The sequence below is a fragment of the Paenibacillus sp. D51F genome (assembly GCF_053345695.1).
On the sequence record NZ_JBKFAO010000001.1, the window covers coordinates 265308 to 290648 of the forward strand.

The 25341-nt window shown below is 59.8% G+C and carries 24 protein-coding genes; 6 read left to right on the forward strand and 18 right to left on the reverse strand.

The features are described from left to right. Positions 1–6 precede the first annotated feature (6 nt). The 3 genes from remA to ACLBWT_RS01260 form a co-directional block, all read right to left on the reverse strand. Positions 7–267, reverse strand: a complete 261-nt coding sequence (gene remA / locus ACLBWT_RS01250; RefSeq protein WP_006036475.1) for an extracellular matrix/biofilm regulator RemA — start codon at positions 265–267, stop codon at positions 7–9. A gap of 407 nt (positions 268–674) precedes the next feature. Next, positions 675–1505: a diaminopimelate epimerase gene (gene dapF, locus ACLBWT_RS01255; protein WP_447661293.1), complete on the reverse strand. Its 831-nt coding sequence runs from the start codon at positions 1503–1505 to the stop codon at positions 675–677. Positions 1506–1957: 452 nt separating this feature from the next. Continuing rightward, positions 1958–4750 carry a calcium-translocating P-type ATPase, SERCA-type gene (locus ACLBWT_RS01260; protein ID WP_447661294.1) on the reverse strand — a complete coding sequence of 931 codons (2793 nt, stop codon included), beginning with the start codon at positions 4748–4750 and terminating at the stop codon, positions 1958–1960. A 181-nt stretch (positions 4751–4931) separates the two neighbouring features. On the opposite strand from ACLBWT_RS01260, the gene ACLBWT_RS01265 reads away from it, so the two are divergent. Continuing rightward, on the forward strand, positions 4932–6704 hold the full coding sequence (locus ACLBWT_RS01265; protein ID WP_447661295.1) for an Rqc2 family fibronectin-binding protein: 1773 nt from the start codon (positions 4932–4934) through the stop codon (positions 6702–6704). A 192-nt stretch (positions 6705–6896) separates the two neighbouring features. Next, entirely contained in the window at positions 6897–7508 is a 612-nt protein-coding gene (locus ACLBWT_RS01270) for a phosphatase PAP2 family protein (RefSeq protein WP_447661296.1), read from the forward strand. Between the two features lie 178 nt (positions 7509–7686). On the opposite strand, the gene ACLBWT_RS01275 is transcribed toward ACLBWT_RS01270, so the two are convergent. The 9 genes from ACLBWT_RS01275 to ACLBWT_RS01315 form a co-directional block, all read right to left on the reverse strand. Further along, positions 7687–8532: a PHP domain-containing protein gene (locus ACLBWT_RS01275; RefSeq protein WP_447661297.1), complete on the reverse strand. Its 846-nt coding sequence runs from the start codon at positions 8530–8532 to the stop codon at positions 7687–7689. Beyond that, positions 8523–9434: a selenium metabolism-associated LysR family transcriptional regulator gene (locus ACLBWT_RS01280; protein ID WP_447661666.1), complete on the reverse strand. Its 912-nt coding sequence runs from the start codon at positions 9432–9434 to the stop codon at positions 8523–8525. The genes ACLBWT_RS01275 and ACLBWT_RS01280 overlap by 10 nt, the downstream gene beginning before the upstream one ends. A gap of 207 nt (positions 9435–9641) precedes the next feature. Then, on the reverse strand, positions 9642–10079 hold the full coding sequence (locus ACLBWT_RS01285; protein WP_447661298.1) for a hypothetical protein: 438 nt from the start codon (positions 10077–10079) through the stop codon (positions 9642–9644). A 194-nt stretch (positions 10080–10273) separates the two neighbouring features. Next, positions 10274–10579, reverse strand: coding sequence for a YlbG family protein (locus ACLBWT_RS01290; protein ID WP_447661299.1), 306 nt, complete (start codon positions 10577–10579; stop codon positions 10274–10276). Continuing rightward, positions 10579–11001, reverse strand: coding sequence for a YlbF family regulator (locus tag ACLBWT_RS01295; RefSeq protein WP_447661667.1), 423 nt, complete (start codon positions 10999–11001; stop codon positions 10579–10581). Before ACLBWT_RS01295 ends, ACLBWT_RS01290 begins: the two co-directional genes overlap by 1 nt. A gap of 125 nt (positions 11002–11126) precedes the next feature. After that, positions 11127–12884: a hypothetical protein gene (locus ACLBWT_RS01300; protein WP_447661300.1), complete on the reverse strand. Its 1758-nt coding sequence runs from the start codon at positions 12882–12884 to the stop codon at positions 11127–11129. Next, a complete protein-coding gene (locus ACLBWT_RS01305) occupies positions 12881–14539 on the reverse strand; it encodes a DNA repair helicase XPB (protein WP_447661301.1) in 1659 nt (552 codons plus the stop codon). Before ACLBWT_RS01305 ends, ACLBWT_RS01300 begins: the two co-directional genes overlap by 4 nt. A 152-nt stretch (positions 14540–14691) precedes the next feature. Further along, positions 14692–15129, reverse strand: coding sequence for a CBS domain-containing protein (locus ACLBWT_RS01310; protein WP_447661302.1), 438 nt, complete (start codon positions 15127–15129; stop codon positions 14692–14694). A 96-nt stretch (positions 15130–15225) separates the two neighbouring features. Then, the gene (locus tag ACLBWT_RS01315; RefSeq protein ID WP_447661668.1) at positions 15226–16383 is read right to left on the reverse strand and encodes an amidohydrolase; all 1158 of its coding nucleotides are present in this window, start codon (positions 16381–16383) and stop codon (positions 15226–15228) included. Between the two features lie 268 nt (positions 16384–16651). Between ACLBWT_RS01315 and ACLBWT_RS01320 the strand changes: the two genes are divergently transcribed. Together ACLBWT_RS01320 and ftsW are read left to right on the forward strand one after the other, a co-directional pair. Further along, on the forward strand, positions 16652–16999 hold the full coding sequence (locus ACLBWT_RS01320) for a YugN family protein (protein WP_447661303.1): 348 nt from the start codon (positions 16652–16654) through the stop codon (positions 16997–16999). 13 nt (positions 17000–17012) lie between these two features. Next, complete coding sequence (gene ftsW, locus ACLBWT_RS01325) at positions 17013–18209, forward strand: putative lipid II flippase FtsW (RefSeq protein ID WP_447661304.1); 1197 nt, start codon at positions 17013–17015, stop codon at positions 18207–18209. 59 nt (positions 18210–18268) lie between these two features. Here ftsW and ACLBWT_RS01330 read toward each other — a convergent pair whose 3' ends face one another. After that, complete coding sequence (locus ACLBWT_RS01330; RefSeq protein ID WP_447661305.1) at positions 18269–18658, reverse strand: Asp23/Gls24 family envelope stress response protein; 390 nt, start codon at positions 18656–18658, stop codon at positions 18269–18271. Positions 18659–18832: 174 nt separating this feature from the next. Here ACLBWT_RS01330 and cax point away from each other — a divergent pair, with 174 nt between their 5' ends. Further along, entirely contained in the window at positions 18833–19909 is a 1077-nt protein-coding gene (gene cax / locus ACLBWT_RS01335) for a calcium/proton exchanger (RefSeq protein WP_447661306.1), read from the forward strand. Between the two features lie 90 nt (positions 19910–19999). On the opposite strand, the gene ACLBWT_RS01340 is transcribed toward cax, so the two are convergent. The 4 genes from ACLBWT_RS01340 to ACLBWT_RS01355 form a co-directional block, all read right to left on the reverse strand. Next, positions 20000–20296, reverse strand: coding sequence for a YlaN family protein (locus ACLBWT_RS01340; RefSeq protein WP_076355061.1), 297 nt, complete (start codon positions 20294–20296; stop codon positions 20000–20002). 163 nt (positions 20297–20459) lie between these two features. Continuing rightward, positions 20460–20702, reverse strand: coding sequence for an HPr family phosphocarrier protein (locus ACLBWT_RS01345; RefSeq protein ID WP_021878361.1), 243 nt, complete (start codon positions 20700–20702; stop codon positions 20460–20462). Between the two features lie 126 nt (positions 20703–20828). After that, entirely contained in the window at positions 20829–21944 is a 1116-nt protein-coding gene (locus tag ACLBWT_RS01350) for an aminopeptidase (RefSeq protein ID WP_447661307.1), read from the reverse strand. Positions 21945–22037: 93 nt separating this feature from the next. Next, entirely contained in the window at positions 22038–22784 is a 747-nt protein-coding gene (locus tag ACLBWT_RS01355) for a hypothetical protein (protein ID WP_447661308.1), read from the reverse strand. 294 nt (positions 22785–23078) lie between these two features. On the opposite strand from ACLBWT_RS01355, the gene rpsD reads away from it, so the two are divergent. Next, entirely contained in the window at positions 23079–23684 is a 606-nt protein-coding gene (gene rpsD / locus ACLBWT_RS01360) for a 30S ribosomal protein S4 (RefSeq protein ID WP_447661309.1), read from the forward strand. Between the two features lie 97 nt (positions 23685–23781). Here the strand turns inward: rpsD and ACLBWT_RS01365 are convergent, their stop codons facing one another. Continuing rightward, a complete protein-coding gene (locus tag ACLBWT_RS01365) occupies positions 23782–25341 on the reverse strand; it encodes an SPFH domain-containing protein (RefSeq protein ID WP_447661310.1) in 1560 nt (519 codons plus the stop codon).

Here is a 25341-nt window from a genome sequence, read left to right on the forward strand (position 1 = left end):
CCGCTATTATTCGTCGTGATCGTCATCCTTCGCGGACAACCGGTGCGCGACCGTCTCCGGCTGCACGGCCGACAAAATGACATGGTCGCTGTCCGTAATGATAACCGCCCGCGTGCGCCTGCCGTACGTGGCGTCGATAAGCATGTGGCGATCCCGCGCTTCCTGAATGATTCTCTTGATCGGCGCCGATTCCGGACTTACGATCGAGATGATCCGGTTAGCCGATACGATGTTGCCGAAGCCGATATTGATGAGCTTGATAGCCATGTCAGGTTCTCCCTCCGGACAGATTGGAACAGATAGCGGTCTTCTAGAAGGCCCTCCATCTGGCAATGGGCAGAACCATTGCAACTAGTGTTGACACAAAAAACACGGCGCAAACGTTCCGTCCGCCGCTCCGGCGGCCGTCCCAAGCGTCATCCCGTTCCGCACCCCGGGCATAAGCCCAGGCAGACAGTCGTGTACCTATTCTAATCGATATTCGCCAAACGAACAAGGTACAAAGCGATTTCGCGAGAAAAATAGAAATCGAGGCATCATTTGCCCCTTGAACGCCATCCCATGCTCTTTGCAGGATGGCTGGCGCATGAACTCCGCCGCATGATTGCCTTTGTCCGGACAAAGCAAAGATCCGCCCTCGCGGGCGGATCTCCTCCATATGCTCGGACAGCTCCCTACACGGTTCCGCGGAATGATTCCGCCGCCGGTCCGGTCATGTACACATGATTGTCTTCTTCGTTCCATTCGATCAGCAGATCCCCGCCCTTGAGGGAAACCGTCGCCTTGCGGTCGGTCAGCCCGTTCAGCACGGAAGAGACGACGGTCGCGCAGGCTCCCGTGCCGCATGCCAGCGTCGGACCCGCGCCGCGCTCCCATACGCGCATGTCGGCCTGGCTGCGGGTATTGACGGTCACGAACTCGACGTTCGTCTTGCGCGGGAACAGCGGATGCGTCTCCAGCTTGGGACCCCAAGCGGCAAGGTCGAATCCGGCCGCGTCGTCGACATAGATGACCGCATGGGGGTTGCCCATCGATACGGCCGTGAACCGGAACTCCCGTCCGTCCACTTCGACCGGGTGCCCGATGACCCGGTCGGCATCGACCGTCGTCGGAACCTGCAGCCCCTGCAGGATCGGCTCCCCCATGTCGACGCGGATGTACGCCGCCTTGCCGTCTTGTACGGTGATCTCGACCTGCTGCACGCCGGCTCCGAGCGTCTCGATCGTCAGCCGTTCCTTGTCCGTATGGCCGTTGTCGAAGACATACTTGGCTACGCAGCGGATCGCGTTGCCGCATTGCTCCGCCTCGGACCCGTCGGAATTGATGATGCGCATGCGGAAGTCCGCCCTTTCGGAAGGCAGGATATAGACGAGCCCGTCGGCTCCGATGCCGAAGAAGCGGTTGCACAGGGAGACCGCAAGCTCGTCCACCCCGGCCGGAAGGTCTTTCTCTCCGAATACGACGATAAAATCATTGCCTAGGCCGTGCATTTTGGTGAATTCCACGATAGATGCTCTCCTTTTGATATGCCGAAGCATTGATGGCCTGCTGGTCGCCGCCGCTGCGGGCGGCCGTCGTAATTAGGATAGCGCATCAAGCCGGGCAAGGCTATTCCCGATTGCGTCTAAGATTTGTACTTTTTCCCCGCGTCCATCCGATGACCGAGCCGAAAGCAGCCGGATACCGGACGATTCCGGCAATCCCTCCCAGCGTTCCCGCCAGCAGCTCGACGGTCATGAAGGCTTCTTCGGGCAAGGGAAAAGGGGCTTCTATGCCGGGCGGACGGGCAATTCTGTTCTTATTCTCATCCTCATCCTGCATGGCCTCCTTGGATGCTTCCCTGCTTCTTCTACTATAGACTCCTCGAACTTCCCGGGACAAACGCGGCAAGCCCCCCGGCGTCCAGCCGGGGGGCTTGCTTTGAATGCAGCGACTGTCGCCGCGCTCCGGAATCCGCTCAGCGGACGTTTGTCTGACCGCCCGAATAAGAGATGCGGGCTTTCGGCTTGCGCCGCTTGGACGATCCCAGCACGCTGCCGACTCCCATCAGGAACGTCGGGATGCCGCCGGCCACGAAGACGAGGCACCATTCGCGGAAGCCGATCGGAACCGTCTTGAAGATCGGCTGCAGGGCGGGAACATACACGACGGCCAGCATGAGGCCCAGCGAAGAAAGGACCGACAGGACAAGATACTTGTTCTGCAGCATGTTGCGGTGGAAGATCGACCGGGAGCTGCGGCAGTCGAACACATGGATCAGCTGCGCCATGACGAGCGTCACGAAGGCGACGGTCTGGGCGAGCACCAGTCCGTCCGCGTTTTGCGGAGCCGTCTTCAAGGTGATCCAGAACGCGCCAAGCGTGCAGACGCCGATCAGCACGCCGCGGCTGACAATCTTCCATCCGAGCCGGCGGGCAAAAATATTCTCCTTGGCGGACCTCGGCTTCTGCGTCATCAGGTCGCTCTCGGCCTGATCGACGCCGAGCGCCATCGCCGGCAGCCCGTCGGTCACAAGGTTGACCCACAGAATCTGGATCGGAAGCAGCGGCAGCGGCAGTCCGGCCATCATCGCCAGGAACATCGTCAGGATCTCTCCGACATTGGACGCCAGCAAGTAGCGGATGAACTTGCGGATATTCTCGTAAATGCCCCTGCCTTCCTCGATCGCGGCCACGATGCTCGAGAAGTTGTCGTCTCCAAGCACGAGCGAGGAAGCTTCCTTGGACACATCCGTGCCGGTGATGCCCATGGCGATGCCGATATCCGCCGCCTTGATGGCCGGAGCGTCGTTGACGCCGTCTCCCGTCATGGCGACGACATGACCTTTGCGCTGGAGCGACTTGACGATGCGCAGCTTATGCTCGGGCGAGACCCGCGCATAGACGTAGATGTTGTCGACCACCTTGTCCAGATCGTCGTCGGACAAGCCGGCAAGCTCGCGCCCGCTGATCGACAGCCCGCCGCGCGGCATGATGCCGAGCTGGGCGGCGATCGCTTCGGCGGTCAGCTGGTGGTCTCCCGTGATCATGACCGTCTTGATGCCGGCGCGGCGGCATGTCGCGATGGCGCCCTGGACTTCCCGGCGCGGAGGATCGATCATGCCGGTGAGGCCGGCGAATATGAGCTGGCACTCCGTGTCCTCGGCGCTCTCGCATTTGTCATGCGGACGAAGATCCCGGTAAGCGAGTCCGAGCACCCGCAGCGCCGACTGGGCCATGCCCTCCTGCGCCTGCTGCACCTTCTGCCGGAGCGTGCCGGTGAACGGCACGACCTTGCCTTCCCATAGAATATAGGAGCAGCGCTCCAGGAGCATATCCGGCGCGCCTTTGACACAGGCGATCCGGCCTCCTTGATGCGACACGACCACGGACATGCGCTTGCGCTCCGAGTCGAACGGGAATTCCTGCTCGCGCTTGTACAGGCCGCCGAGCGAGCTTTTGCTGAGCCCCATCTTGGCCGCCAGCACGACGAGCGCGCCTTCCGTCGGGTCGCCCTTGAGCGTCCATTCCTCCTTCGGCTCCGTCTGGCCGCCTTTGCTTTTGCGCTCTTCCCCTTCTTCGGCATGGATCAGCTCCGCATTGTTGCACAGCGCCGCGACCTGCAGCATGCGCCGCAGCGAAGCGTCGTCCTTGGCCTCTACCTGCTGGCCGTCCGCGTAGCAGCCTCCGGCGGGGGCATAGCCTTCTCCGGTGACTTCGAGCTGGCGGCCTCCGCTCCAGATGCGGGTGACCGTCATTTTGTTCTGCGTCAGCGTGCCGGTCTTATCCGAGCAGATGACGGAGGCGCAGCCAAGCGTTTCGACCGACGGCAGCTTGCGCACGATCGCCTTGCGCTTGATCATGCGCTGGACACCCAGAGCGAGCGCCACCGTCACGATTGCCGGCAGCCCCTCCGGAATGGCCGCCACCGCCAGGCTGACGCCCGCGAGGAACATTCCGTAGGCAGGCTGTCCGTGCAGGATGCCGGCCACGACGACCATGACCGTCAGGAAAAGCGCGACGACGATGAGGATTTTGCCCAACTGCTCCAGCCTGCGCTGCAATGGCGTCTCCATCTCGTCCGTCTGCTGGATCAGATCGGCGATCTTGCCCATCTCCGTATTCATGCCTGTTCTCACGACGATGCCGGTGCCGGTGCCTCCGGTCAGCATCGTGCCCATGAAGCCCATATTCCGCATGTCCCCGAGCGGCAGCTCTTCCTCGGCGATCGCGAGGCAATGCTTGCTCACCGGTACGGATTCCCCGGTCAGCGCCGACTCCTCGGCCTGGCAGCTGTTGGCTGTCAAGAAACGCAGGTCGGCCGGAACGCGGTCGCCGCTCTGCAGCAGCACGATATCGCCCGGCACGAGCTCGCTGGCCGGAATCGCCTCCGATTTGCCGCCGCGCAGAACATGGGCAGTCGGAGCGGACAGCTCCTTGAGGGCGCGCAGCGACCGCTCCGCTCTGAACTCCTGCACGAATCCGAGAATCGAGTTGATGACAATGATGGCGATGATCGTAATCGCGTCGAGATATTCCCCCAGCAGACCCGATATCAGTGTCGCCCCGATCAGGACGAGCACCATGAAATCCTTGAACTGGTTCAAAAACAGCTTCACCGGCGACAGCTTCTTTCCTTCGGACAGCTCGTTGCGGCCATGCTCGGCCAGCCGCTTGGCAGCCTCCTCCGCCGATAGACCGTTGTCCGGAGAGCTGCCAAGCTGGCTGAGCAGCTGTTCCTCCGCCAGCTGGTGCCAATTCCTATTCTCCATTCGACTCTTCTCCCTCCCGCAGATGGAACGATAATGCTGCGGGCAGCACCCGCAAGGCTCTAGGACACTATATGAGGACAATCCCCGAAATATCCCTTGTCCTTGTTGTTATGGTAGAATAAGACGGCAAAACAACCTGCGCCGCATGGACGACAAGGCGCGCACGAAAGGAACGACCCTCATGGCATTGGACGGCATCGTAACCCGCGCCGCCGTAAGCGAGCTCCAGCAGCTCGTCGGCGGACGCATTCATAAAATCCATCAACCGACCGCGCACGATCTCGTTGTTCAGACCCGCGGAGCAGGCGGGGGACGCAAGCTGCTGATCTCGGCCAACCCGACTTATCCGAGGATCCACTTCACGGAACGCAGCTACCAGAATCCGATGGAGCCGCCGATGTTCTGCATGCTGCTGCGCAAATACTGCGAAGGCGGCCAGATCGAAGCTGTCCGCCAGGTCGGCATGGAGCGCGTCATCGAGCTGGACATCCGCCAGCGCGACGAGCTTGGCGATCTGACGCTGAAGACGATCATCATCGAGCTCATGGGTCGCCACAGCAACATCATTCTGGTCGATACCGCGACGAGAACGATCCACGACGGCATCCATCACGTGACGCCGGCGATCAGCAGCTACCGCATCGTCATGCCGGGCACAGCCTATACGGCTCCGCCCGACCAGCACAAGACGGACCCGCTTCATTTGACGCAGGAAAATGATTTCGCCCGCATTCTGAGCGAGGCGGCTGGCAGCGAAGCCGCTGAGGAGCAGTCCGCCAAGCCGCTCGACAAGCTGCTCGTGGCGGCGCTGAGCGGCTTCAGTCCCTTGCTGGCGCGAGAGCTGGCATACCGCGCCAGCTCCGTCGACGCCGGCGATGGCTCGGAGCTGCATCGGCTGTGGACCGTCTTTTCCTCCTTCATGGAGTCGGTGCGCGGCGGCAGCTACGCTCCCAACATCGTGGAGACGCCAGCCGGCAAAAGCTATTTCTCCATTATCGAGCTGACGCATCTGGAAGGAGAGCGCCGCGGCTTCGAGAGCATAAGCCAGTGCCTGGAAGCTTTCTATGGGGAAAAAGCGGGCCGCGACACCGTCAAGCAGCGGGTATCGGACATGATCCGCTTCCTCCAGAACGAGAAAGCCAAAAACGTCAAGAAAGTGGAAAAGCTGAACGAGACGCTGGAAGAAGCGAAAGGCGCCGACAAATACCGCATTCTCGGAGAGCTGCTGACGACTTATATGCATGCCTTCTCCAAAGGCGACCGTTCCGTGGAGCTGGAAAACTACTATGACGAGAATGCGGCAAGCGTCACCATCGAGCTGGATCCGCAGCTGTCCCCTTCGGACAATGCCCAGCGGTATTTCCGGCGCTACACGAAGTTCCGCAACAGCACCGAGGCGGTGAAAGAGCAAATGGCGCTCGCCGGCACCGAAATCGCCTATCTCGACTCCCTGCTGCAGCAGCTGGATACCGCTTCTCTGGAGGACATCGAGGAAATTCGCGAGGAGCTTGTAGCCGAGGGCTACCTGCGCGCGCGCGGGAAGCGGGGAGCGAAGCGCAAGAAGGCCGCAAGGCCCGCCCTGCTCTGCTACACTTCATCCGAGGGCATCGCCATCTATGTAGGCAAAAACAATACGCAGAATGAATATTTGACCAACCGGCTCGCCTCTCAAGGCGATACTTGGCTGCATACGAAGGATATTCCCGGCTCGCATGTCGTCATACGCTCTGCCGAGTTCGGGAACGCTACGCTCGAGGAGGCCGCGATGCTGGCCGCCCACTTCAGCCAGGCCCGCAGCTCCAGCATGGTTCCGGTCGACTACACGCAGATCCGCCATGTGCACAAGCCGAGCGGCTCCAAGCCGGGATTCGTCATCTACGACCGGCAGAAAACGCTCTTCATCACCCCGGATGAAGCCCGCTTGAAGGAGCTTCCATCCGTTGTCAAAGCTTGATTATCACGGCTTTTGCCGCTATTGCCGATCTGAAATCGTCCAGCCCGCAAAATCGAACCTGCCTTCGAATCTCATGCGAGGTTTTGGATAATGGGCCGGCTCCAGCCATCTTTCAAAGGGGAAAGAATGCCTATGCGCTTTTTGACAGCTGTATTGATTCGTCCCCTGGTGAGCTAGCTGCTCCTCCTCTGCTTGTTTGCAGCATTGGCTTTGCTGATCGGAAGGCAGCATACCGTCGTCTTTGACGAGCGGGTGTCCGATGCCGTCCAGGGAATCGCCTCCCAGTCTTTGACAGCTGTCATGAAGGGATTTACGACAGCAGGCTCCGGCCCTTGGGTCACAGGGATCATGATTGTGATCGTCGTCGCTTTGCTGCTCGTCGGCTATCGCAGGGAACTGATCTTCTTTGTCGGCGTGATCGTCGGATCAAGCCTGCTGAACCTTCTGCTCAAGCTTATCTTCCACCGCGCCAGGCCGGATGTCCACCGGATCATCGATGCGGCCGGCTACAGCTTTCCGAGCGGCCATTCCATGGCTGCCTTCACGCTTTACGGCATTACGATTTATTTCCTTTGGAAGCATCTTGAGCGCTCTTGGATGAAGGCCGCTGCCGTGTCGGCGGGAATCGTCATGATCATCATGATCGGAATCAGCCGGATCTATCTGGGCGTCCACTACCCGAGCGACGTGCTGGGAGGCTACCTGATCAGCGCATCCTGGCTGACGGCCAGCATCGGATGGTATGAACGCTATCTCGAGGAGAGATGGAGATCGAAGAAGTCCCGTTCCGTCGGCCGCGGCTGAAAGCATGGGCTCGCGAGGGCTCAAGGACGGGCGGAGCTAGCCGAATGAATAAAAGAAGCCAGCGCTGACTTGCAGCGCTGGCTTCTTTTTATTCGGTAAATGACCCGTCCTTCCTTTATCCCTTCATGCGAGAGCCTGTCCTCTGCACCTCTCAAGAACCCGGCCGACAGCCTCGACATCAGCCCTTCATCCGCTCCATGAGCGCCCGTGCATCCACGGTCCGGCTCCCCACGTCGCCATGGCGCATCTCGCCGCCGCGGCTGCCGTGGTAGTCGGAGCCGCCGGTTGCAAGAAGGCCGTGCCTCTCGGCAAGACGCAAATACTTGAGCTCCTCCTCCGGCGTATGGTCGGAGTGGAAGGCTTCGATTCCGGCCAGTCCTCCGGCTGAGGCAAGCCTTTCCACTTCAGCGTCGTCGCGGTACAGGCCGGGATGGGCCAGCACCGCCGCTCCGCCGGCCTCGGCGATCCAGCGTATGCCCTCCTCGGGCGTTATGCGCGGAATCGCCACATAGGCCGGAGCTCCTTCCGCGAGATAAAGCTCGAATGCTTCGCGTACGGTGGATACGACGCCTGCCTTCACAAGAGCGGCGGCGAAATGCGGACGTCCCAGGCTCGCCGGAACACCGCCGTCTCCATGCGCTGCGGCATCCAGCACTTGGCGCAGCGTCAAGGCGATGCCCAGTTGTCCAAGACGCTGAAGCAGCAGCTCGTTGCGCCGTTCCCGGACTTTCCCTTGCGAGGAGAGGCGCTCCAGCCAGAGCGGATTGCTCTGGTCCGGGCCGTATCCGAGCACATGGATGTCCTTGCCGTCCCGAGCGGTGCTCAGCTCCACGCCCGGAATGACGATGACGCCGAAACGCTCTCCTTGAAGCTTCGCGTCTCCGATGCCATCCATCGTATCATGATCCGTCACGGCTATCGCGTCCAGACCCCGCGCGGCCGCCCTGGCAACGAGCTCGGCCGGTGAATCCATCCCGTCCGACGCCGTCGTATGCGTATGCAGATCCGCGCGTATTACAGCCATTGGGCAAGATCCCTGCCTCTCAGGAAGCTGAGGAACGATACGGCCGGTTTCGGCAGCAGCGCCGACTTCAAATAGATCGAATAAAACTCCCTGGTGAAATCGGCGTCCGTTATGGCCACCGTCTCCAGCAGGCCGAGAGCCAGCTCATGCTTGATCGAGGAAGCGGAGATGAAGCTCATTCCGACTCCCGCCTCCACGGCCGACTTGACCGCGCCGGTGCTGCCGAGCTCCATGACGATGTTCAGGTCCTCGGCATCGATGGATTTCATCGCCAGCTGGTCCTCCATGACCTGCCTCGTGCCCGATCCTTGCTCGCGCAGGACGAGCGGGTACGTGATCGCTTCTGCAAGGGTGACTTCGCCTCGTCCCGACAGGGGATGGCCGGGACCTATGATCAGCTGCAGCTCGTCGCTCAGCACCGGCTCGGTATGCACGTCCGGGTGGCTGACCGGAGCTTCGAGCAAGCCGAAGTCGAGCTGATGGTTCAGGATATGCTCGAGAATCTGAGTCGTGTTCATGATCTTCATGCGGATGGAAATATCGGGATGCTCTTTGTTGAACGGTCCAAGCAGCCGCGGCAGGATGTACTCGCCGATCGTCAGGCTCGAGCCGAGCTGAAGACGTCCCTTGAGCCCTTTTGCGTACCGCGCCATGGCCGCATCGGCATCCCGGATCAAGTCCATGCTCCGCTTGGCATAGGGCAGCAGGACGCTCCCCGCGTCCGTCAGCTCGATTCTCTTCGTGGACCGGAGCAGCAGCTTCGCGCCGAGCTGGTCCTCGAGAGACTGGACCTGCATCGTTACGGCCGGCTGAGTCATGTGGAGCGCCTGCGCTGCCGCGGAAAAGCTGCCTTTTTCAGCGACCGTATAAAAAATATGCAGCTGATGGAAGTTGATGGCCACCTTGTCGTCATCCTTTCGGGCGGCATCCGCCTGATCCGGCTTCGGTTGCCAGCCGGACATGCCCGCTCATTTTTCTGTCCATTATAACGTACCGGCGCATAAAACATAACTATCGGAATAAATAGAAAAAAACAGGCCTCGCCGCCAAGGAGCAGGAAACCCGTTTCCACTATTGTCATTCTCATCCATATTATTTGTTATAATATGTCATTTCCTTTTGCGGCTGTTTTTGATCAATGTCATGCGCCGGGAATGCCGCAGCCAGGAGTAATAGGACTTTAAGTCCCTAAGCTCGATCGTTTCCGACATTCTTCCTAAAAATGTGACGACAATCATTTTCTGAAGCGGCGTTCCGGCAAGATCGAATTCATTCTCCGAATCGGTGAATTCCGCCACGAAAACCAGATCGTCGTCAATGAGATAGACGTCCTCTTCGTTCCGGTAGTAGGATTCGATCCGTCCTTGCTTGAGGCATTGCCAGATATAATCCGCGATGTCGTCGAAACCGGTCTTGACGCTCTCTACCCGGTCCGCCCAGCGGAGCTTCGCATGATGAGTGATGATGACATCCGCCACTCGCTTTTCGCCCAGTTCAACATGGAACGTCTCATACGTGTTCCAGCGTTCCGTCGTTCTATCCTTCATCTTGTCCACTCCTCCCTGGGAAGCAGGCCTTTATATCTAGTTTATGATTAGGTTTATTCTACCATGTCTATTTCCAATTTCAAATTAAAAAATAGGACTCTCCATTATTGTCACATTTTGGGTTTTATATAAGAAAAAAGACCCCCACCCGCCAGAGGTCGAAGGTCTTGAGCCGCCGATGCCGGACGATGCATCTACATGCTGTAGAAACGCGTTTTGTCCGGATTTTCCTTGGTGTATTCCGTCTTGATCTCGTTCCGGAGGGAGCGTTCCGTCTTCTTGACGTACGGCAGGCGGTGAATGTTGCGCAGCGTCTCTTCCTCGCGCCCCGAATCGATATAAATAACGGCATAGTGCAGCCGCCGCGAAATATAATGCACGTTTCCGTATTTCTCCAGGCTGCGGGCCGACTTGGCGTCGCTCACCCAGACGATGTAGCCCGTGCGCCGTTCAGGGAAGGCAGCCGCTTCGACGGCTGCCATCGACTCGGAATGTTCCATCAGCCGCAACCCCCGCTTCCGCAGCTGCAGGAGCCGCCTCCGCCGCAGCCGCCGGACGGCAGCGGATTGTTGCCCGGCACCTTGATGGAGCCGGATACCGATTCGGCGATCATCAGGGATACGTCGTAGAGCAGCGTATCCACGATCTCCTCGGCTTCCTTGTAGCGGCGGATGCATTCCACCTGCGCCATCTCGGCTTCGACAGCCTTCACCTTATCCTTGGCCGCATGATAGTCGGGATGGAACCTTCCGAAGCGCTCGCATTCAGAGAAGAATTCCTTCGCTCGGTTGAATCTCGCCCTCAGCGAGGCGACTTCCGGGTTGTGTTCGACTTCGTTCTTCCAATATAAATAATCCGCCACTTCGGCCGATTGGTTGATGTAATCGCCTAGTTCATAGGCGCAGAGCACGACTGGCGCCATATCCAGCGGCGTCTGCTCCGCAATCTCAAGCTGCTGCAAGATCAGTCCACTCCTTCCTGCCGGGGAGGGTCTCCTTCCGGCTTGCTCCTATCATAGCATACCCGATCGAGCTTCGGTAGACGCCTTCAGCGGGCGGCCGCATTTCCGGGAATGTGCAGCCGGATGCGGCCGACTTGGCCGGGAATCAGCATGGCCGGCACTCTGGCTTCATTGTCTTTCCGGTAGAAGCCTTCCGCAGCCCAGCCATCCCCATCTCCCTCTACTTGGAGCGGAACGAATATGCCGGCGCTTTCCCCGTCGTGAAGCTCCACGGGAATACGCAGCCGGACTGCGCTCTCCAGCAGCTGGCGGCAAGTGGACAGGCGATAGCTGCGCGGGGCGCCTGTCCAGGCAGCGGGCAGCTTCTCCGCTTGCAGGACAAGCCAAGGCTGAACCTCGGCCGGCGGCGCCGGTTCGAGCGAGGCAAAGGTCGAGGCAGGATCCGACGACTGCCAGGACGGCCTGCCGCTGCTTCCTGCAACGGCCTCTCCGCTCTCCTCGACGGCAAAAAGGGCGCTGCGGCTCTCCGTCCCGGGCAAGCATTGCGCCAGAAGCGTTTCCACCGGCGGAGGCACTGCCATTCCCGACGCCCCGGACAGCCATTCCCGCAGCTGGCCCGCCCCAAGGCCGAGCGCCGCCGACCTTTTCAGAGATTTATCTGTAAGCCGGTATGCGGTGAGCTCCCTCACTTCTCCCCGTTCGGCAGCCAGCTCGAGCGGCCAGAGCTGACGATACGAAGTCCAGGCTCCCGCCCATATATCTCCGTCAGGCTGCAGCAGAAGAGGCTCTTCCCCATCCGAATCCTCCTCTTCGCGGCCTTCAGCAGATAGCAGCAGCCGGAAGCAGGACTCTCCCTGCTCCGTTTCGCCCCATTCGGCCCAGCCGCATCCCGCCAGCCATTCCAGCAGCCCGGAGCCTGCCGGGCTGTCCCGGACCGGGCGGCCGGCAGGCCAGCCCGAGCGGGACCGGCATAAAAGCTCCAGCCTGGGTACGCTGTACCAGACATCCTCCCTCAGACTGGAGATGACGGACGCAGCGGCGGCCGCTTCCGCCGAATGGCGGACAGCCCGATCCAATATCCATCTGAACAGCCCCCTTTCCCGCTGCATCAGAGGCTCGTCAAGCCATGTCCGCAGCCTCTGCACCTCCCAGCTCCAGGCTACTCCAGGACGCAAAATGCCGCTGCTGAAACACCAGTCGAGCACGAGCGCGACCGATCCGGGATAGTCCAGCCTCAAGGAAGGATCCAGCTGGATAAAGGATTCGGGGTTCAAGCCCGCTGCCTGCTCCAAAGCCCTAATGGTGCTCATGTGAAGCCTTCCTTTCACGGTCAGGACCGGTCCGCTGCGGGCAAGCTCCGCTAGAGCCCCCAGCAGAACGCGGCTGTACAGAGCGCCGCCTCCGCTCACTGCCGAGGCGGCGCTGCGGCGCGCCAGCTCTTCTTCCGCGGAAGTCCATGGCCAGACAACAGCCGCCCATTTCAAGTACGAGCCAGCCGTCACGGCGACGGCGCGCTCGCCCCAGAAGCGCAGCCTCGCCTGCACGGCTCCGGCTGCTTGCAGGCCGGACAGGCCGGCGCGCAGCTCCAGTCCCGACCAGCAGCCTGCGGCGGCTTCTTCCAGCAGCCGCTCTTCCTCGACGGGATGGACGCCGAATCTCGCCAGCAGACAGCGGAGCACATCCTTCGCGGCCGGGCTCAAGCGGCTCCAGCTCTCCGCTTCCGAATCCGCTCCGGAGCATGGTCCGGCAGAGCCCGGCAGCTCCGGCATAAGCGCCGAATCGCTGCGTCTCTGGCTGGGACGGACGGCTTTGCTCCTCTCCCAAGGCTTGTCCGAACCCATCATAATGACCCCTTTTCCGTGATCTCGTACGAATAGCCTTGCTCGATCATGAACAGCTGCCGCTTCAAGGCGAATTCCGTTTCCCTCGTCCCTTCCGTCACGACCGTATAGAAATAGGCCCGGTTATCATCCTTGGGGCGCAGCAGCCTGCCTATCCGCTGCGCTTCCTCCTGGCGGGAGCCGTAGCTGCCCGATACTTGGATGGCGACGGCCGCATCGGGCATATCGATCGCGAAATTCGCGACTTTGGATACAACCAGCACAGGCAAGCTTCCGGAATTGAAGCGGCTGTACAGCTCCTCCCGCTCCTCGGGCGGCGTGCTGCCCGACAGCACGGGAGCTTCGAGCTCCCTCCCGAGGCTGGACAGCTGCCGCAAATACTGGCCGATGACGAGCGCCGGCTTCCCCGGATGCCTCTCCAGAAGCCGGCGCACCGCCTCCGCCTTGCGGGGATTTTCTCCGGCGAGCCGCAGCTGAGCGCGTGCTCCCGCCGCATCGTATGTTTCCCCGTCTTCCTCCGCCAGCGGCACCCTCACTTCCCGGCAGCTGACCGCGGCGATCCAGCCCTCGCGCTCAAGCGCTTTCCACGGCAGCTCGAACAGCTTGGGGCCGATCAGAGAAAATACATCCTCCGCGCGCCCGTCCTCGCGGACGAGCGTCGCTGTCAGACCCAGCCTCCGCGTCGCCTGCAGCTCGGCGGTCAGCCGGAATACGGGAGCCGGAAGCAGATGCACCTCGTCATAAATGATGAGGCCCCAATCCCTGCGGCTGAACAGATCCATATGGCCTCCGCTGCCCCGGCGCCCCATAATCTGATACGAGGCGATGGTGACCGGCCGCACTTCCTTCTTCTCCCCTGTATATTCGCCGATGTCATCTTCTGCGATCGTCGTCTTCTCCAGCAGCTCGCGCCGCCACTGCCGCACGGAGGTCGAGCCCGATGTCAGGATCAGCGTCGCGCAGCCGAGCCTGGCCAGAGCCGCGGCGCCAACGACGGTCTTGCCCGCTCCGCAAGGCAGCACGATGACGCCGCTGCCGCCCTCTCCCTGGACGCCGTCCCGGCAAAACCGCTCCACCGCTTGCCGCTGGTAGTCCCTCAGCCGGAACGGCTTGCCCGAGGGCAGCTCGCCGCGCAGGCCGATACTGAGCGCCTCGCCTTCCCGGTAGCCGGCATGGTCGACGACCGGCATGCCCATCCGCAGCAGCTCTCTCTTCAGATCTCCCCGGCGTTCGCCCGGAACGGCGATGCCATCAGCTGCGCGGGCCGCTCCCCATGAAGCGATGCTCTCGTCCGTAATTTCCCGCAGCCTTGCGGCGGGTCCGGACAGCAGCAGCGCGCCGCCCCCGATCGCGGTCAGCTCCAGCTCCCCGTACCTGCTGAGCCACTGCTTCACTTTGCCTGCGGCCGCTCCCGGCACCCCGTACCGCGCATTGGCTTCAAGGCAGTCCAGTATTTCTTCCGCCGGCTTGCCTTGGGAAGCAGCATTCCATACGCTCAGCGGGGTCATTCGGTAGGTATGCATCGTGCCGGGACGCTTGACGAGTTCGGCAAAGCCCGCGAGCGCTTCCCTGGCCTTTTCGGCTCCGGGATGGGCATCGTCCAGCAGCACCGTGCCGTCCTCCAGCACGACAAGCGGGCCGCTCTTCCGCTTCAGCATGTTAGCCAGCCTCCTTCTATCCGTTGCCAATGCTGACAGTATGGGGCAAAACCCCGCCTTTTTATGCCGCCTGGGCCGCGGACAGGAGGGCCATGAGCCAAAAAAGGCCGGCAGTCCCCGAAGGGACGCCGGCTTTCCTTTTCATCTGCCTGTCAATGGACGAACGGGGACGGAGCCGCCTCGGATATGGAGCTCAGCGCATGTCCCGCTTCATCCGCGTACTTGTCGCGGACGGCAAGATCCCCGATCGCGACGACGCCGACCAAGCGGCCGTCTTCCACGACGGGCAGCCTGCGGATTTCCTTTTCCGCGAACAGACGGCCCGCTTCCTCGGCAGTGTCATCCGGGCTCAGCGTGACCGGGCTAGGCGTCATGACTTCGATTACGGCGGTGGAGCCGGAATGCTTGCCGGCGTATCCCCGCACGACAAGATCCCGGTCCGTCACGACTCCGATCAGCCTCTCTCCCTCGACGATCGGTACGAAGCCGATGCCATGGTCCTTCATCAGCACGGCTAGTTCATACACATTGTCCTTCAGCGTAGCAGTGATGCAAGGCTTGCTCATGATCTGTGATACAGCTAGTGGCATGCGCTTGACCTCCCAGGAATTGGCCGGTTCGTTCCGTCCTGCTTTCCAGCACCGGAAGTCCGGTTGTTTCCTTATCGTGCGCTTGCCGCCATAAAGTCATTCAAGGGAGAATGTGGCCGCATATTTTTCCGCGCAGCCGATCATCAGACGGGCGGATTGAAGCATCGAGCTTTCGTCGAGGTCGAATCTCGGATGATGATGCGGATGCACGGCGCCCGCCTCCGGGTTGCCTGCGCCTACGAACATGAAGCAGCCCGGCACCTGGTCGAGATAATACGCGAAGTCCTCGCCTGCCGTAATCAGCTCCGACTCGCGGACATTCCCGTCTCCGAACAGCTCGGCTGCCGCGGCCAGGCAGCGGGCCGCCTCCAGCTCGTCATTGATGACCGGCGGGTAGCCCTCCCGGTAATCCAGCTCCCCTTCGGTGCCGAATCCGGCGCATACGAGCCGGACGAGCTCGGAGATGCGCTGACGCATCTGGTCCCGCACGCCTTTGTCGAAGGTGCGCACCGTACCTTTCAGCCGGCAATGGCCGGCAATGACATTGCTCGCCTCTCCGGCCTGGAAAGAGCCGATGGAAAGAACCGCCGTGTCGAGAGGGCTGACATTGCGGCTAACGACCGACTGCAGAGCCTGGACGAGCGCAGACCCGGCGACGATCGTGTCGCGAGTATGCTCCGGCATGCCTCCATGCCCGCCTTTGCCGGTGATCTCGATCGTGAACTCGTCCACGCCGGCCATGAATGCGCCGGCGCGGATGCTGACCGTACCGGCCTGAACCGGCGTCCACAGATGCACGCCGTAGATGACGTCGACGCCTTCAAGCGCTCCATCGCGGATCATCGGCAGCGCGCCGCCTGGAGTAAGCTCCTCTGCGGGCTGGAAGAGCAGCCTGCGGGTGCCGCTGAAGTCTCCGTCAAGCGAATGATAGTACTCTGCGATCGCCAGCAGCGAGGACGTATGGGCGTCGTGCCCGCAAGCATGCATGACGCCCGGTGTCTGGGAGCGGTATTCCACTTCTTTTAGATCCTGGAGCGGCAAAGCGTCCATGTCCGCTCTCAGCGCGATTAAGGGACCCGGATGCTTGCCTTTCAGATCGACGATTAGTCCGTAGCCTCCGACTCCCTTGCGGACGGCGGTGCAGCCGATCTCTGCCAGACGATCCCCGATCCAGGCGGATGTATGCTCTTCCTGGAAGCTTATTTCAGGATGCCGGTGCAGATGGCGGCGGTCGCTTACCATGCGCGGATACATTTCCAAAAGCTTGTCCGCCGCGGTTGTCTGGTCTCGATTCAAGCTGTTGCCCTCCTTGCCGCATGCCGGGACGCTCGATGCGGCTCCCGGAGCGGCCGATTATAATCTTCCTGCTATTATTGTAGTGTACCAGATGCAGGCACAGCCGCGGTAGACGTCCCTGCCGCGGCGCTCGGGACGAGAGGCAGCAGGGTTGCACTGGCTATGGAAACATACTAATATGAAAGGGAATACAGTCTTTGCCATGCTGCTGAGGAGGATTTCCCCCATGTTAATTGAAAATTCAGGCTTGAACGGGTTGAAAAGCGATCTTGCCCACCTTGACGAAAGCGCCGAGAGCCTCGGATTCGTCCGCTGGCAATGGGAATACTACCGCGCTACATACGATCTGAAATTCGTGGACCGCGGCACGAACGACGAATATTTCCTGCGGATCAGCACGCGAGCCGTCGAAGGCAAGCTGGAAAACCCGGCAGCCGTGCTCGCCGTTGAATCCGTCTATATGGGACGAGCTACTTTCCCGCACGGCCTCGATTACGAGTCCGCCGTGCCCCAGCCTATTCTGAGCGCTGCCAAGCAGAAGCTCGCCGACCTCAAAAATAAGCTTTCCGAGTAGGTGACAGCCAACCATGAAGGTCAATCCGGAGGGCCGCCGCGGCAGGCCGGACTTCCTGCTCCTGATTCTGACGCTGGCGCTTGTCGGCTTCGGGCTCGTCATGGTGTTCAGCTCCAGCTCCAGCACGGCCGCCGTCAGCCGGGCTGCAGGAAATGATCCTCTTTATTACTTGAAGAAACAATTCCTGTTCGCCGCTCTCGGGACCGTCATCATGCTGGTTGTGATGAATTTCCGCTATCAGGTGTTCAAGCGCGGGTTCATGCTGTTCTTTCTTCCCGTCTTCTTCATGCTCATGATCGTTCCGTTCGTGGCAAGAGAGATCAACGGGGCAAGAAGCTGGTTCAATGTGATGGGATTCGCGGTACAGCCGACGGAATTCGCGAAGCTGGCGCTTATCCTCTATCTCGGCACTCTGATCGCCAAGAAAGGGGAACGGTTCCGCAGCTTCAAAAAAGGGCTCGTGCCGGTCATCGTCATCGTCGGCATCGTATGCGGAATGATCATGCTGCAGCCGGATCTCGGCTCCTGCCTCGTCATATCGGCCTGCGCGTTCCTGATGATCGTCGCAGGAGGAGCCAACCTGCGCCAGCTGGCGGCATCCGCCTTTTTCGGAGGCATCGTCCTGACCGCTGTCGGAGCCGTAGCCTTCCTCATCTCCCCAACCAAGTGGGAATACCGGATCAGCCGGTTCACGAGCTATCAGGATCCGCTGGCCGACTCCTTGGGAGACGGCTATCAGGTCGCCCGTTCGTTGATGGCGCTCGGCCATGGCGGATTCAGCGGAGCCGGCCTCGGACACGGCATCCAGAAGGTCCAGTACTTGCCGTTCGCCTACAACGACTTCATTTTCGCCGTCATCGGAGAAGAGCTCGGCTTCGTCGGAAGCACTTTGTTCCTGGTCGTATTCCTGCTCTTCCTCTGGCGCGGACTGATTGTCGCCCTTCGCTGTCCCGATATATACGGCACGGTTGTCGGGGCCGGCATCGTCTCCCTGTTCGCGGTACAGGCATTCATCAACATCGGCGGCGTCACCAATGCGATTCCGCTGACCGGCGTCACGCTTCCGTTCATCAGCTATGGAGGCTCTTCCCTGCTGGCCAGCCTGATGTCCGTCGGCGTGCTGCTCAGCATCAGCCGCGAAGCCAATCGTCAGCCTGCATCGGCGAAGCGCGCGACCGATCGCTCAGTCGGCCGGCAGGTGAATTCGTAGCTGCCATTCCTGCGCCGGCAAATGAAAAAAGGAGCCGCTCTCACGAGCGGCTCCTTTCTTCATTTCAGCCTTGCCGTACCGGTTCCGGCTTCCTCCACCGGTTCATCCCGGAACAGGACGCCATCCACCTTGACGTTGATCTCGACCACATTGAGCCCGGTCATATTCTCTACGGCTTCCCGGACGTTCAGCTGCAGCTGCCTGCATACTTCCTGGATCGGAATGCCGTATTGGACGATTACCCTGAGATCGACGGCCGCTTCCAGCTGGCCGACTTCGACGGATACGCCCTTCTGGGCGTTCTTTCCGCTGAGCCTCTTGGCGAGACCTTCGGATATGCCGCCCGACATCGCAGCGATTCCGGGGGTCTCAAGCGCTGCCAGACCGGCGATGGTAGCGACAACGTCATCCGAAATCCGGATCATGCCTGTTTGAAGGTCTTCCGCCATCACGTTCAACTCCTTCAATAAATCCACTCTTTGGTTCCATTGTAAGGGATGTTCTCTTCCAAATGCAAGACAAGCACGACCCATTCCGAGCGTTTACTTTTCCCTGCAGGATGGGTATATTAAGATACAGATTTTGCCGTAATACATATTCCAAAATGATCGAGGTGCCGCTTCTTGAGTCGTCGTCAACTGTTTTTCGCCGGGCTGATCATCAGCTTCGTATTGAGCGGAATCGCCCATTACGCCCACTGGAACGAAATGTTCCAATTCGTCGTCTCCGCCATCTCCGTCATCTTCGTGGCAGGGTTTCTCGGGCAGGCCACAGAATCCGTGGCGCATTATGCGGGACAGCGTCTCGGAGGCTTTCTCAATGCCACCTTCGGCAACGCAGCCGAGCTGATCATCGCGATTTTCCTCGTTCGGGCTGGCTCCTTCGAGACCGTCAAAGCGAGCTTGACCGGTTCGATCATCGGCAACCTGCTGCTGGTGCTCGGCCTCAGCATTTTCCTGGGCGGACTCAAGTACAAGGAGCAGCGCTACAACGTCCAGCTGGCCACCCACAACTCGACGCTCATGGTGATGGCTGTCATCGCCCTCATCGTGCCGGCCATCTTCGTCGCAGGGGAACATTTTACCGTGCAGGCGGACAAGGTGCTCAGCATTACGGTCGCGATCATTCTGATCGTCAGCTATTTGCTCTGGCTGGTCTTCTCCATGGTCACGCACAAAAATATGCTCTCCGACATGGAAGAAAAAGCCGATGCATCGGCGGACAGCCACCACGAAGAACCCGCCTGGAGCAAAGGCCGCTCCATCCTCTATCTGATCGTGGCCACCGTCATGGTCGCCTTCGTCAGCGAATGGCTTGTCGGAACGCTGCATGAGGTGTCGGCCCGCTTCGGCCTCTCCGAGCTGTTCATCGGCGCCTTCGTCGTCGCGATTGTCGGCAATGCCGCCGAGCACAGCGCGGCCATCATGCTTGCGCTCAAAAACAAGATGGGCGCAGCGGTGGAAATCGCCGTCGGCAGCAGCCTGCAGATCGCGCTCTTCGTCGCCCCGGTGCTCGTTCTGATCAGCGGCCTGTTCGGGCCGACGATGGATATCGTCTTCACCCCGATCGAGCTGGCTTCCATTGCGGTCGCGGTATTTATCGCCAAAGCGGTTTCCAGCGACGGAAGGACCAACTGGTATGAAGGCTTTCTGCTGATTATGGTTTATATCATTCTAGGCTTCGCCTTCTTCCTCGTCTAGGAAGCACGCAGCAAAAAGGCGCACCTCCCGCTGATCGCGGGGAATGCGCCTTTTTGCTGCGGATGGCCGGGAAGCCACCGTTGCTGGCTGCTATAGGAGCTGAGACTTTTGGTCCAGCGCTTCATACAGTTGGGCAAGGTTGCGCTCGAGCCTGCTGATGATCGCTTTGCCAGCCGCCTCTTCGATAAGCCCAGCCCTTACGGCAAAGTCAACTTCCCGCGAGAAGCCGTACATCTGGGTATCAAGGACCTCTTCGTACAGAGGGCACTTGCGGGTAGCAAGATTCTCCATCTGAACCTCAATCAGCTTCTCGATTTTGTTCGCGTCATCCTGCAGCAGTTGAACCGCCTTCTGATGCAGATGGACCAGGACTTCCGGTGAAGACATAGTTTCCCCCCCTGTGCGGATGTCTCGCCGTCTTCATGTTACGATAGTACCTTTAATATTAGACGATCTCTGTCCAATACACAAGGTCATCGCAGGAACCCGCCTTATGAAAATAAGCCCGGCCGCATGCGCGTCCGGGCCTATCGGTTGCTGCTGAATGAAGTTATTCGCCGATGACTTTCACGTCGAGGTTATGCTTCGAGAAAGCCTCGGAAAGGGCTGCTTTCGCTTCGTCTGCATCAGGCCCGTGAACGTGAAGCTCATAGGAATGGCCTCCGACCAACGTCGTGAACAAGCCCAGGATGCTCTTCACATCGATGTACTTGTTGTCGGCCTGAAGAACGATCGATGAGCGGAACCGGCTTGCAATTTGAGAAATTTCTACGATAGCCGCATTGTTGGACATAGGGATTCCTCCTTGTAAGAAGTCGATAAAGAAAACGTTTCCTTCATCATAACTGAATCAGGATGCCCATTCAAGATGGAACATGTAAAATTTAACCTCAATTACAGCCCCGCAAACGCAGCCGGTTTATTTCAAGCTGTCCGGATTCAGGCCTTCCAGTTCCGGCAGGACGAAGATGCCGTCCTTGCGGATCAGCACATCATCGAAATAAACTTCTCCGCCGCCGTATTCCGGACGCTGGATGAGGACGAGATCCCAGTGGACGGCGGAACGGTTGCCGTTGTCGGCTTCCTCGTAGGCTTGTCCCGGCGTGAAGTGCAGCGAGCCCGCGATCTTCTCGTCGAACAGGGTATCGTTCATCGGATGCAGGATGTACGGATTGAAGCCGAGGCTGAACTCGCCGATATAACGCGCTCCTTCGTCCGTATCGAGAATTTCGTTGATGCGGTCGGTATTGTTGGAGGTCGCCTTGACGATGCGGCCGTTCTCGAACGTGAAGGAGATGTTGTCGAAGGTCACGCCGGAATTCACGCTAGGCGTATTGTACGTAATCGTGCCTTGCACGGAATCTCGGATCGGAGCTGTGTACAGCTCTCCGTCGGGAATGTTGCGCTCGCCCGCGCACTTCACGGATCCGATTCCCTTGATGGAGAAGCTGAGATCCGTACCCGGGCCGGTGATGCGCACGCGGTCGGTGCGGTCCATGAGCTGCTTGAGCGGCGTCATCGCTTCTTCCATCTTGCTGTAGTCCAGATTGCAGACATTGAAGTAGAAATCCTCGAACGCCTCGGTGCTCATCTTGGCCAGCTGCGCCATCGATGCGCTCGGATAGCGGAGCACGACCCATTTCGTGCGCTTCACCCGAATTTCGGAGTGGACCGGATGAGAGTAGAGCTGCTGGTACATCCTCATGCTTTCTTCCGGCACATCGGCCAGCTCATTGACATTCTCTCCGGACCGGACGCCTATGTAGCCTTGCATCAGGCTCATCCTTTCCTGGTCGAGCTTGGACCACAGCTCGATCTGCTCCTTGGAGGCATTTTGCAGCAGGGAGCGCAGGATGGAACGGTCGCTTGTTTCCACGAATGGACGGCCGCCGCGCTTGACCACTTCCTCTATGAGGCACTTGCCGAGCTCAAGCTCGCTTCCGATCAAGTCGATAAGGATGTTTTCGCCAGGCTGCACTTGGACAGAGTGGCTAACCAGGTTCGCGGCGAGTTTTTGAAGTCTAGGATCACGCATGAACGGTTTAATCTCCCTTCGGTCTAAAAAACTTTTTACGCGAACCATCCTATCATGAACCCTGCTTCTGTTGCACGGTTATGCGTTATTGTGCTAATGATCCAAATGGAACAGGAACTCCGTCTTTCTCTGCTCGCCGGCTTTGTTCCCGCCCGATTTATAATGAAGATCCGCATTTTCGGCCAATTTCAAAGGCACGAGCAGGCTGCGGTCGACGACGAGAGTATAGGTGGAATCCGCGGATAAGGAATGCATCATTTCCTGCCACTGTCCGGCGCTGCGCAGAAGCTCCTGGTTCCATTCCCGCTTCAGCTCCGCCCGCCGGGAGTCGTCCAGCTGCCCCCAGACCTCGCTGTCTTCCGGGGAGCTGTTCTCGATGCGGCTCCATTGCTCCTGAAGCCGGCTGCGCCATATCGTTCCGGCTTCCGCCGGGTTCGGACGGATGATGAGCACAGCGCGGCCTCCCTCCGATTTCGCAGCATCCAGCCCGACAGCCGCCTTGCTGTCCAGCAGCCGGCCCAGCAGCCATGCCGGATCGTATCCGGCCGGAATTCCTCCTTCGGTTTCCAGCACGCCCTTTTCTCCCTCTCTGCTCTCCAGCAGCCGGACCCCTTCATGCCGCTGCACCTCTCCCTTGAAGTGCGTCTTAGGCGCGGAGCTGCCAGCCGACGTGGAGAAGCCGCTGAACCTGTAGCTGTCCTGAGCCGCCAGCCCCGATACGGCTAGGCTGAACAGCTCCTCCGGCGTACGGTCTGCCTGCACCGCCGCGCAGCCACTCAACGCTATGGCCAGAATAACACCTGCTCCGGCGGCAAGCATACCCTTCGGCTTCCAATCCATGTCATTCCAGCCTCCCGCTCGTTTTTCAGTAGCATCTCCAATCCGAGACAGTTATTATGCGGATCCAAGCTCTCTGCAACGGGTTCCCGCTTGACACTGGATGCCTGGTTCCTATAAAATTAGTTGTTGAATATAGGCCAACGTTTTTGTGACACCCTCATAGGGTGCTGCAGCTGGAGGACCAGCGGCTGAACTAGTCCTTCGGGGTCATGGCTTGTCCATGTCCATGTAGTATCCGGCGAAATCATTGGACCCTTTTCAAACATTCCATTTGAAGAAGGAGCTACACCCAATATGTCACGTTATACAGGTCCCAAGTTTAAACTCAGCCGTCGTCTCGGAATTTCCCTGAGCGGCACAGGCAAAGAACTCGCTAAGCGCGCTTTCCCTCCAGGCCAGCATGGCCAGAGCAGCCAACGCAAAAAAGTGAGCGGCTACGGCCTTCAACTGGCTGAGAAGCAAAAACTGCGCCACATGTACGGCGTTAACGAAAAACAATTCCGCAACCTGTTCGACAAGGCTAACAAGCTGAAAGGCATCTCCGGCGAGAACTTCATGTTCCTGCTCGAAAGCCGTCTGGACAACCTGGTATACCGCCTTGCATTCGCGAACTCCCGCCCGGGCGCTCGCCAGCTCGTTGCCCACGGCCACATCACGGTCAACGGCAAAAAAGTCGACATCGCTTCCTACCAAGTACTGCCTGGCGATGTTATCGGCCTGCGCGAGCGCAGCCGCAGCCTGAAATCGGTTAAAGAAGCTATCGAAGGCCGTCATCACCTTCCTAGCTACATCGAATTCAACGAAACGGCATTGGAAGGCAAATACGTTCGTCTGCCAGAGCGCAGCGAGCTGAGCTCCGACATCGACGAGAAGCAAATCGTCGAGTTCTACAGCCGTTAATACCGGCTTCTCTTCTTCGGAAGAGACCCAAAAAAACCCCTTGCGATTGCCGCAAGGGGTTTTTTTCTATCCACATGACTTCTGTAACCAGCGCTTCTTATATCTTGCCGGCTGCATCCGATGCGGCCGCAGCCATTGCAGCTGCCGCATCGGACGGCAGCGCCGGAATGTCTGCAGCCGCCGACTTCACGCCTGCTACAGGAACGCGGGAAGTGAGGCTTTTCATCAGCGCGTTGACGTCGATTCCGGCGACGCTCTTCAGCATTTCCGGCGCTGTCGCCATCAGATCCGTCACGTAGTTGCTGAGACGGGCCGCTCCGGCTCCATTGCCCGTATCGACGACCGTCAGCTTGTCGATGGCCTTGATCGGCTCGGCTACCTTGCCGGCCAGCTCCGGCAGCATCTTGACGATAATGTCGAGCACGGCCGCTTCGCCGAACTTCTCGAACGCCTGCGCCAGCTTTTCCTTGGCTTCCGCTTCGGCCAGGCCGCGCAGCCGGATGACTTCGGCTTCGGCCGTACCTTTGGCCCGCTGGGCGTCGGCTTCGGCCTGGCCCGCCAGCCGTTTCTGCTCCGCATTCGCGCGAGCCTCGGCCTCGATCCGATACTTCGTGGCATCCGCAGCGTTGATCTGCTTGGCCTTTTCCGCTTCGGCAGCCTGCTCGACCGCATAACGATCGGCGTCGGCTTTTTTCTTCACTTCGGAATCGTACTGCTTCTCGCGGCGAAGGATTTCCTTCGTCTCGAGATCGATCTCGCGTTCCTTGCGGACGAGCTCGACCTTCATCTGCTCCTCCACGACCTGCTGTTTGATCCGCGCTTCCTGGATCGTATACGCCTGGTCGGCATCGGCCTTGGCCGTATCCTGGTCCTTCTTGAAGGAAGCGACCTTGAGCTGATTCTCCTTGGAAGCCTCTGCGATATTCGTATCGCGCAACAGCTCCGCCTTCTGCCCTTCCTCTTCGGCTTGAGCTTTCTGGATTCGAGCGTCGCGCACCGCTTGCGCCTCGGCGATTTCCGCATCCCTCTTGACCGCGGCGATCCGCGGCTTGCCGAGCGCATCAAGGTAGCCATGCTTGTCGCGAAGATCCTTGATCGTGAAGGAGACGATCTGCAGGCCCATCTTCTTCAGGTCCTTGGCCGCTACGGATTGAACCTCCTGGGCGAACCGGTCCCGGTTGCGGTACACTTCCTCCACCGTCATGGAGCCGAGAATCGCCCGCAGATGGCCTTCGAGAACTTCCTGGGCCTCCGACTTCAGAGCTTCAACCGGCTTGCCCATGAACTGTTCGGCTGCCGTCGCCACATCCTCGATCGAGCCGCCGATCTTGATGATGGCGACTCCGTCCGCCATGACCGGAACGCCCTGCTCCGTATAGACCTCGGGAGTGGATACGTCCAGCTTCATGGACAGGAGGGACAAGAACTCCGCCCGCTGGAATACCGGCAGGATGAAGGCGCCTCCGCCGCGGACGATCTTGATCTTGCGGCCTGACTCGTCGGACGCGACATTGCTCGATCCGAGGAACGTACCCGTGACGATCATCGCCTCATCCGGGCTGACCGTCTTGTACCGTGCCCAGAAGGCAAGACCCAGTACAACAATGACACCGACAACGATAGCAGGAATAACCAAATAATCTGGAATCAAACCCAT

Excerpts from the sequence above, each read along its gene's own strand:
- ftsW (WP_447661304.1), top strand. The coding sequence starts at position 17,013 with ATGAAGGTCAATCCGGAGGGCCGCCGCGGCAGGCCGGACTTCCTGCTC.
- ACLBWT_RS01345 (WP_021878361.1), bottom strand. The coding sequence starts at position 20,702 with ATGTCCAACAATGCGGCTATCGTAGAAATTTCTCAAATTGCAAGCCGG.
- ACLBWT_RS01320 (WP_447661303.1), top strand. The coding sequence starts at position 16,652 with ATGTTAATTGAAAATTCAGGCTTGAACGGGTTGAAAAGCGATCTTGCC.
- ACLBWT_RS01295 (WP_447661667.1), bottom strand. The coding sequence starts at position 11,001 with ATGGCGCCAGTCGTGCTCTGCGCCTATGAACTAGGCGATTACATCAAC.
- rpsD (WP_447661309.1), top strand. The coding sequence starts at position 23,079 with ATGTCACGTTATACAGGTCCCAAGTTTAAACTCAGCCGTCGTCTCGGA.
- ACLBWT_RS01315 (WP_447661668.1), bottom strand. The coding sequence starts at position 16,383 with ATGTATCCGCGCATGGTAAGCGACCGCCGCCATCTGCACCGGCATCCT.
- ACLBWT_RS01310 (WP_447661302.1), bottom strand. The coding sequence starts at position 15,129 with ATGCCACTAGCTGTATCACAGATCATGAGCAAGCCTTGCATCACTGCT.
- ACLBWT_RS01265 (WP_447661295.1), top strand. The coding sequence starts at position 4,932 with ATGGCATTGGACGGCATCGTAACCCGCGCCGCCGTAAGCGAGCTCCAG.
- ACLBWT_RS01275 (WP_447661297.1), bottom strand. The coding sequence starts at position 8,532 with ATGGCTGTAATACGCGCGGATCTGCATACGCATACGACGGCGTCGGAC.
- ACLBWT_RS01305 (WP_447661301.1), bottom strand. The coding sequence starts at position 14,539 with ATGCTGAAGCGGAAGAGCGGCCCGCTTGTCGTGCTGGAGGACGGCACG.
- ACLBWT_RS01300 (WP_447661300.1), bottom strand. The coding sequence starts at position 12,884 with ATGATGGGTTCGGACAAGCCTTGGGAGAGGAGCAAAGCCGTCCGTCCC.
- ACLBWT_RS01340 (WP_076355061.1), bottom strand. The coding sequence starts at position 20,296 with ATGTCTTCACCGGAAGTCCTGGTCCATCTGCATCAGAAGGCGGTTCAA.
- ACLBWT_RS01290 (WP_447661299.1), bottom strand. The coding sequence starts at position 10,579 with ATGGAACATTCCGAGTCGATGGCAGCCGTCGAAGCGGCTGCCTTCCCT.
- ACLBWT_RS01260 (WP_447661294.1), bottom strand. The coding sequence starts at position 4,750 with ATGGAGAATAGGAATTGGCACCAGCTGGCGGAGGAACAGCTGCTCAGC.
- ACLBWT_RS01285 (WP_447661298.1), bottom strand. The coding sequence starts at position 10,079 with ATGAAGGATAGAACGACGGAACGCTGGAACACGTATGAGACGTTCCAT.
- remA (WP_006036475.1), bottom strand. The coding sequence starts at position 267 with ATGGCTATCAAGCTCATCAATATCGGCTTCGGCAACATCGTATCGGCT.
- ACLBWT_RS01355 (WP_447661308.1), bottom strand. The coding sequence starts at position 22,784 with ATGGATTGGAAGCCGAAGGGTATGCTTGCCGCCGGAGCAGGTGTTATT.
- ACLBWT_RS01365 (WP_447661310.1), bottom strand. The coding sequence starts at position 25,341 with ATGGGTTTGATTCCAGATTATTTGGTTATTCCTGCTATCGTTGTCGGT.
- ACLBWT_RS01330 (WP_447661305.1), bottom strand. The coding sequence starts at position 18,658 with ATGGCGGAAGACCTTCAAACAGGCATGATCCGGATTTCGGATGACGTT.
- ACLBWT_RS01350 (WP_447661307.1), bottom strand. The coding sequence starts at position 21,944 with ATGCGTGATCCTAGACTTCAAAAACTCGCCGCGAACCTGGTTAGCCAC.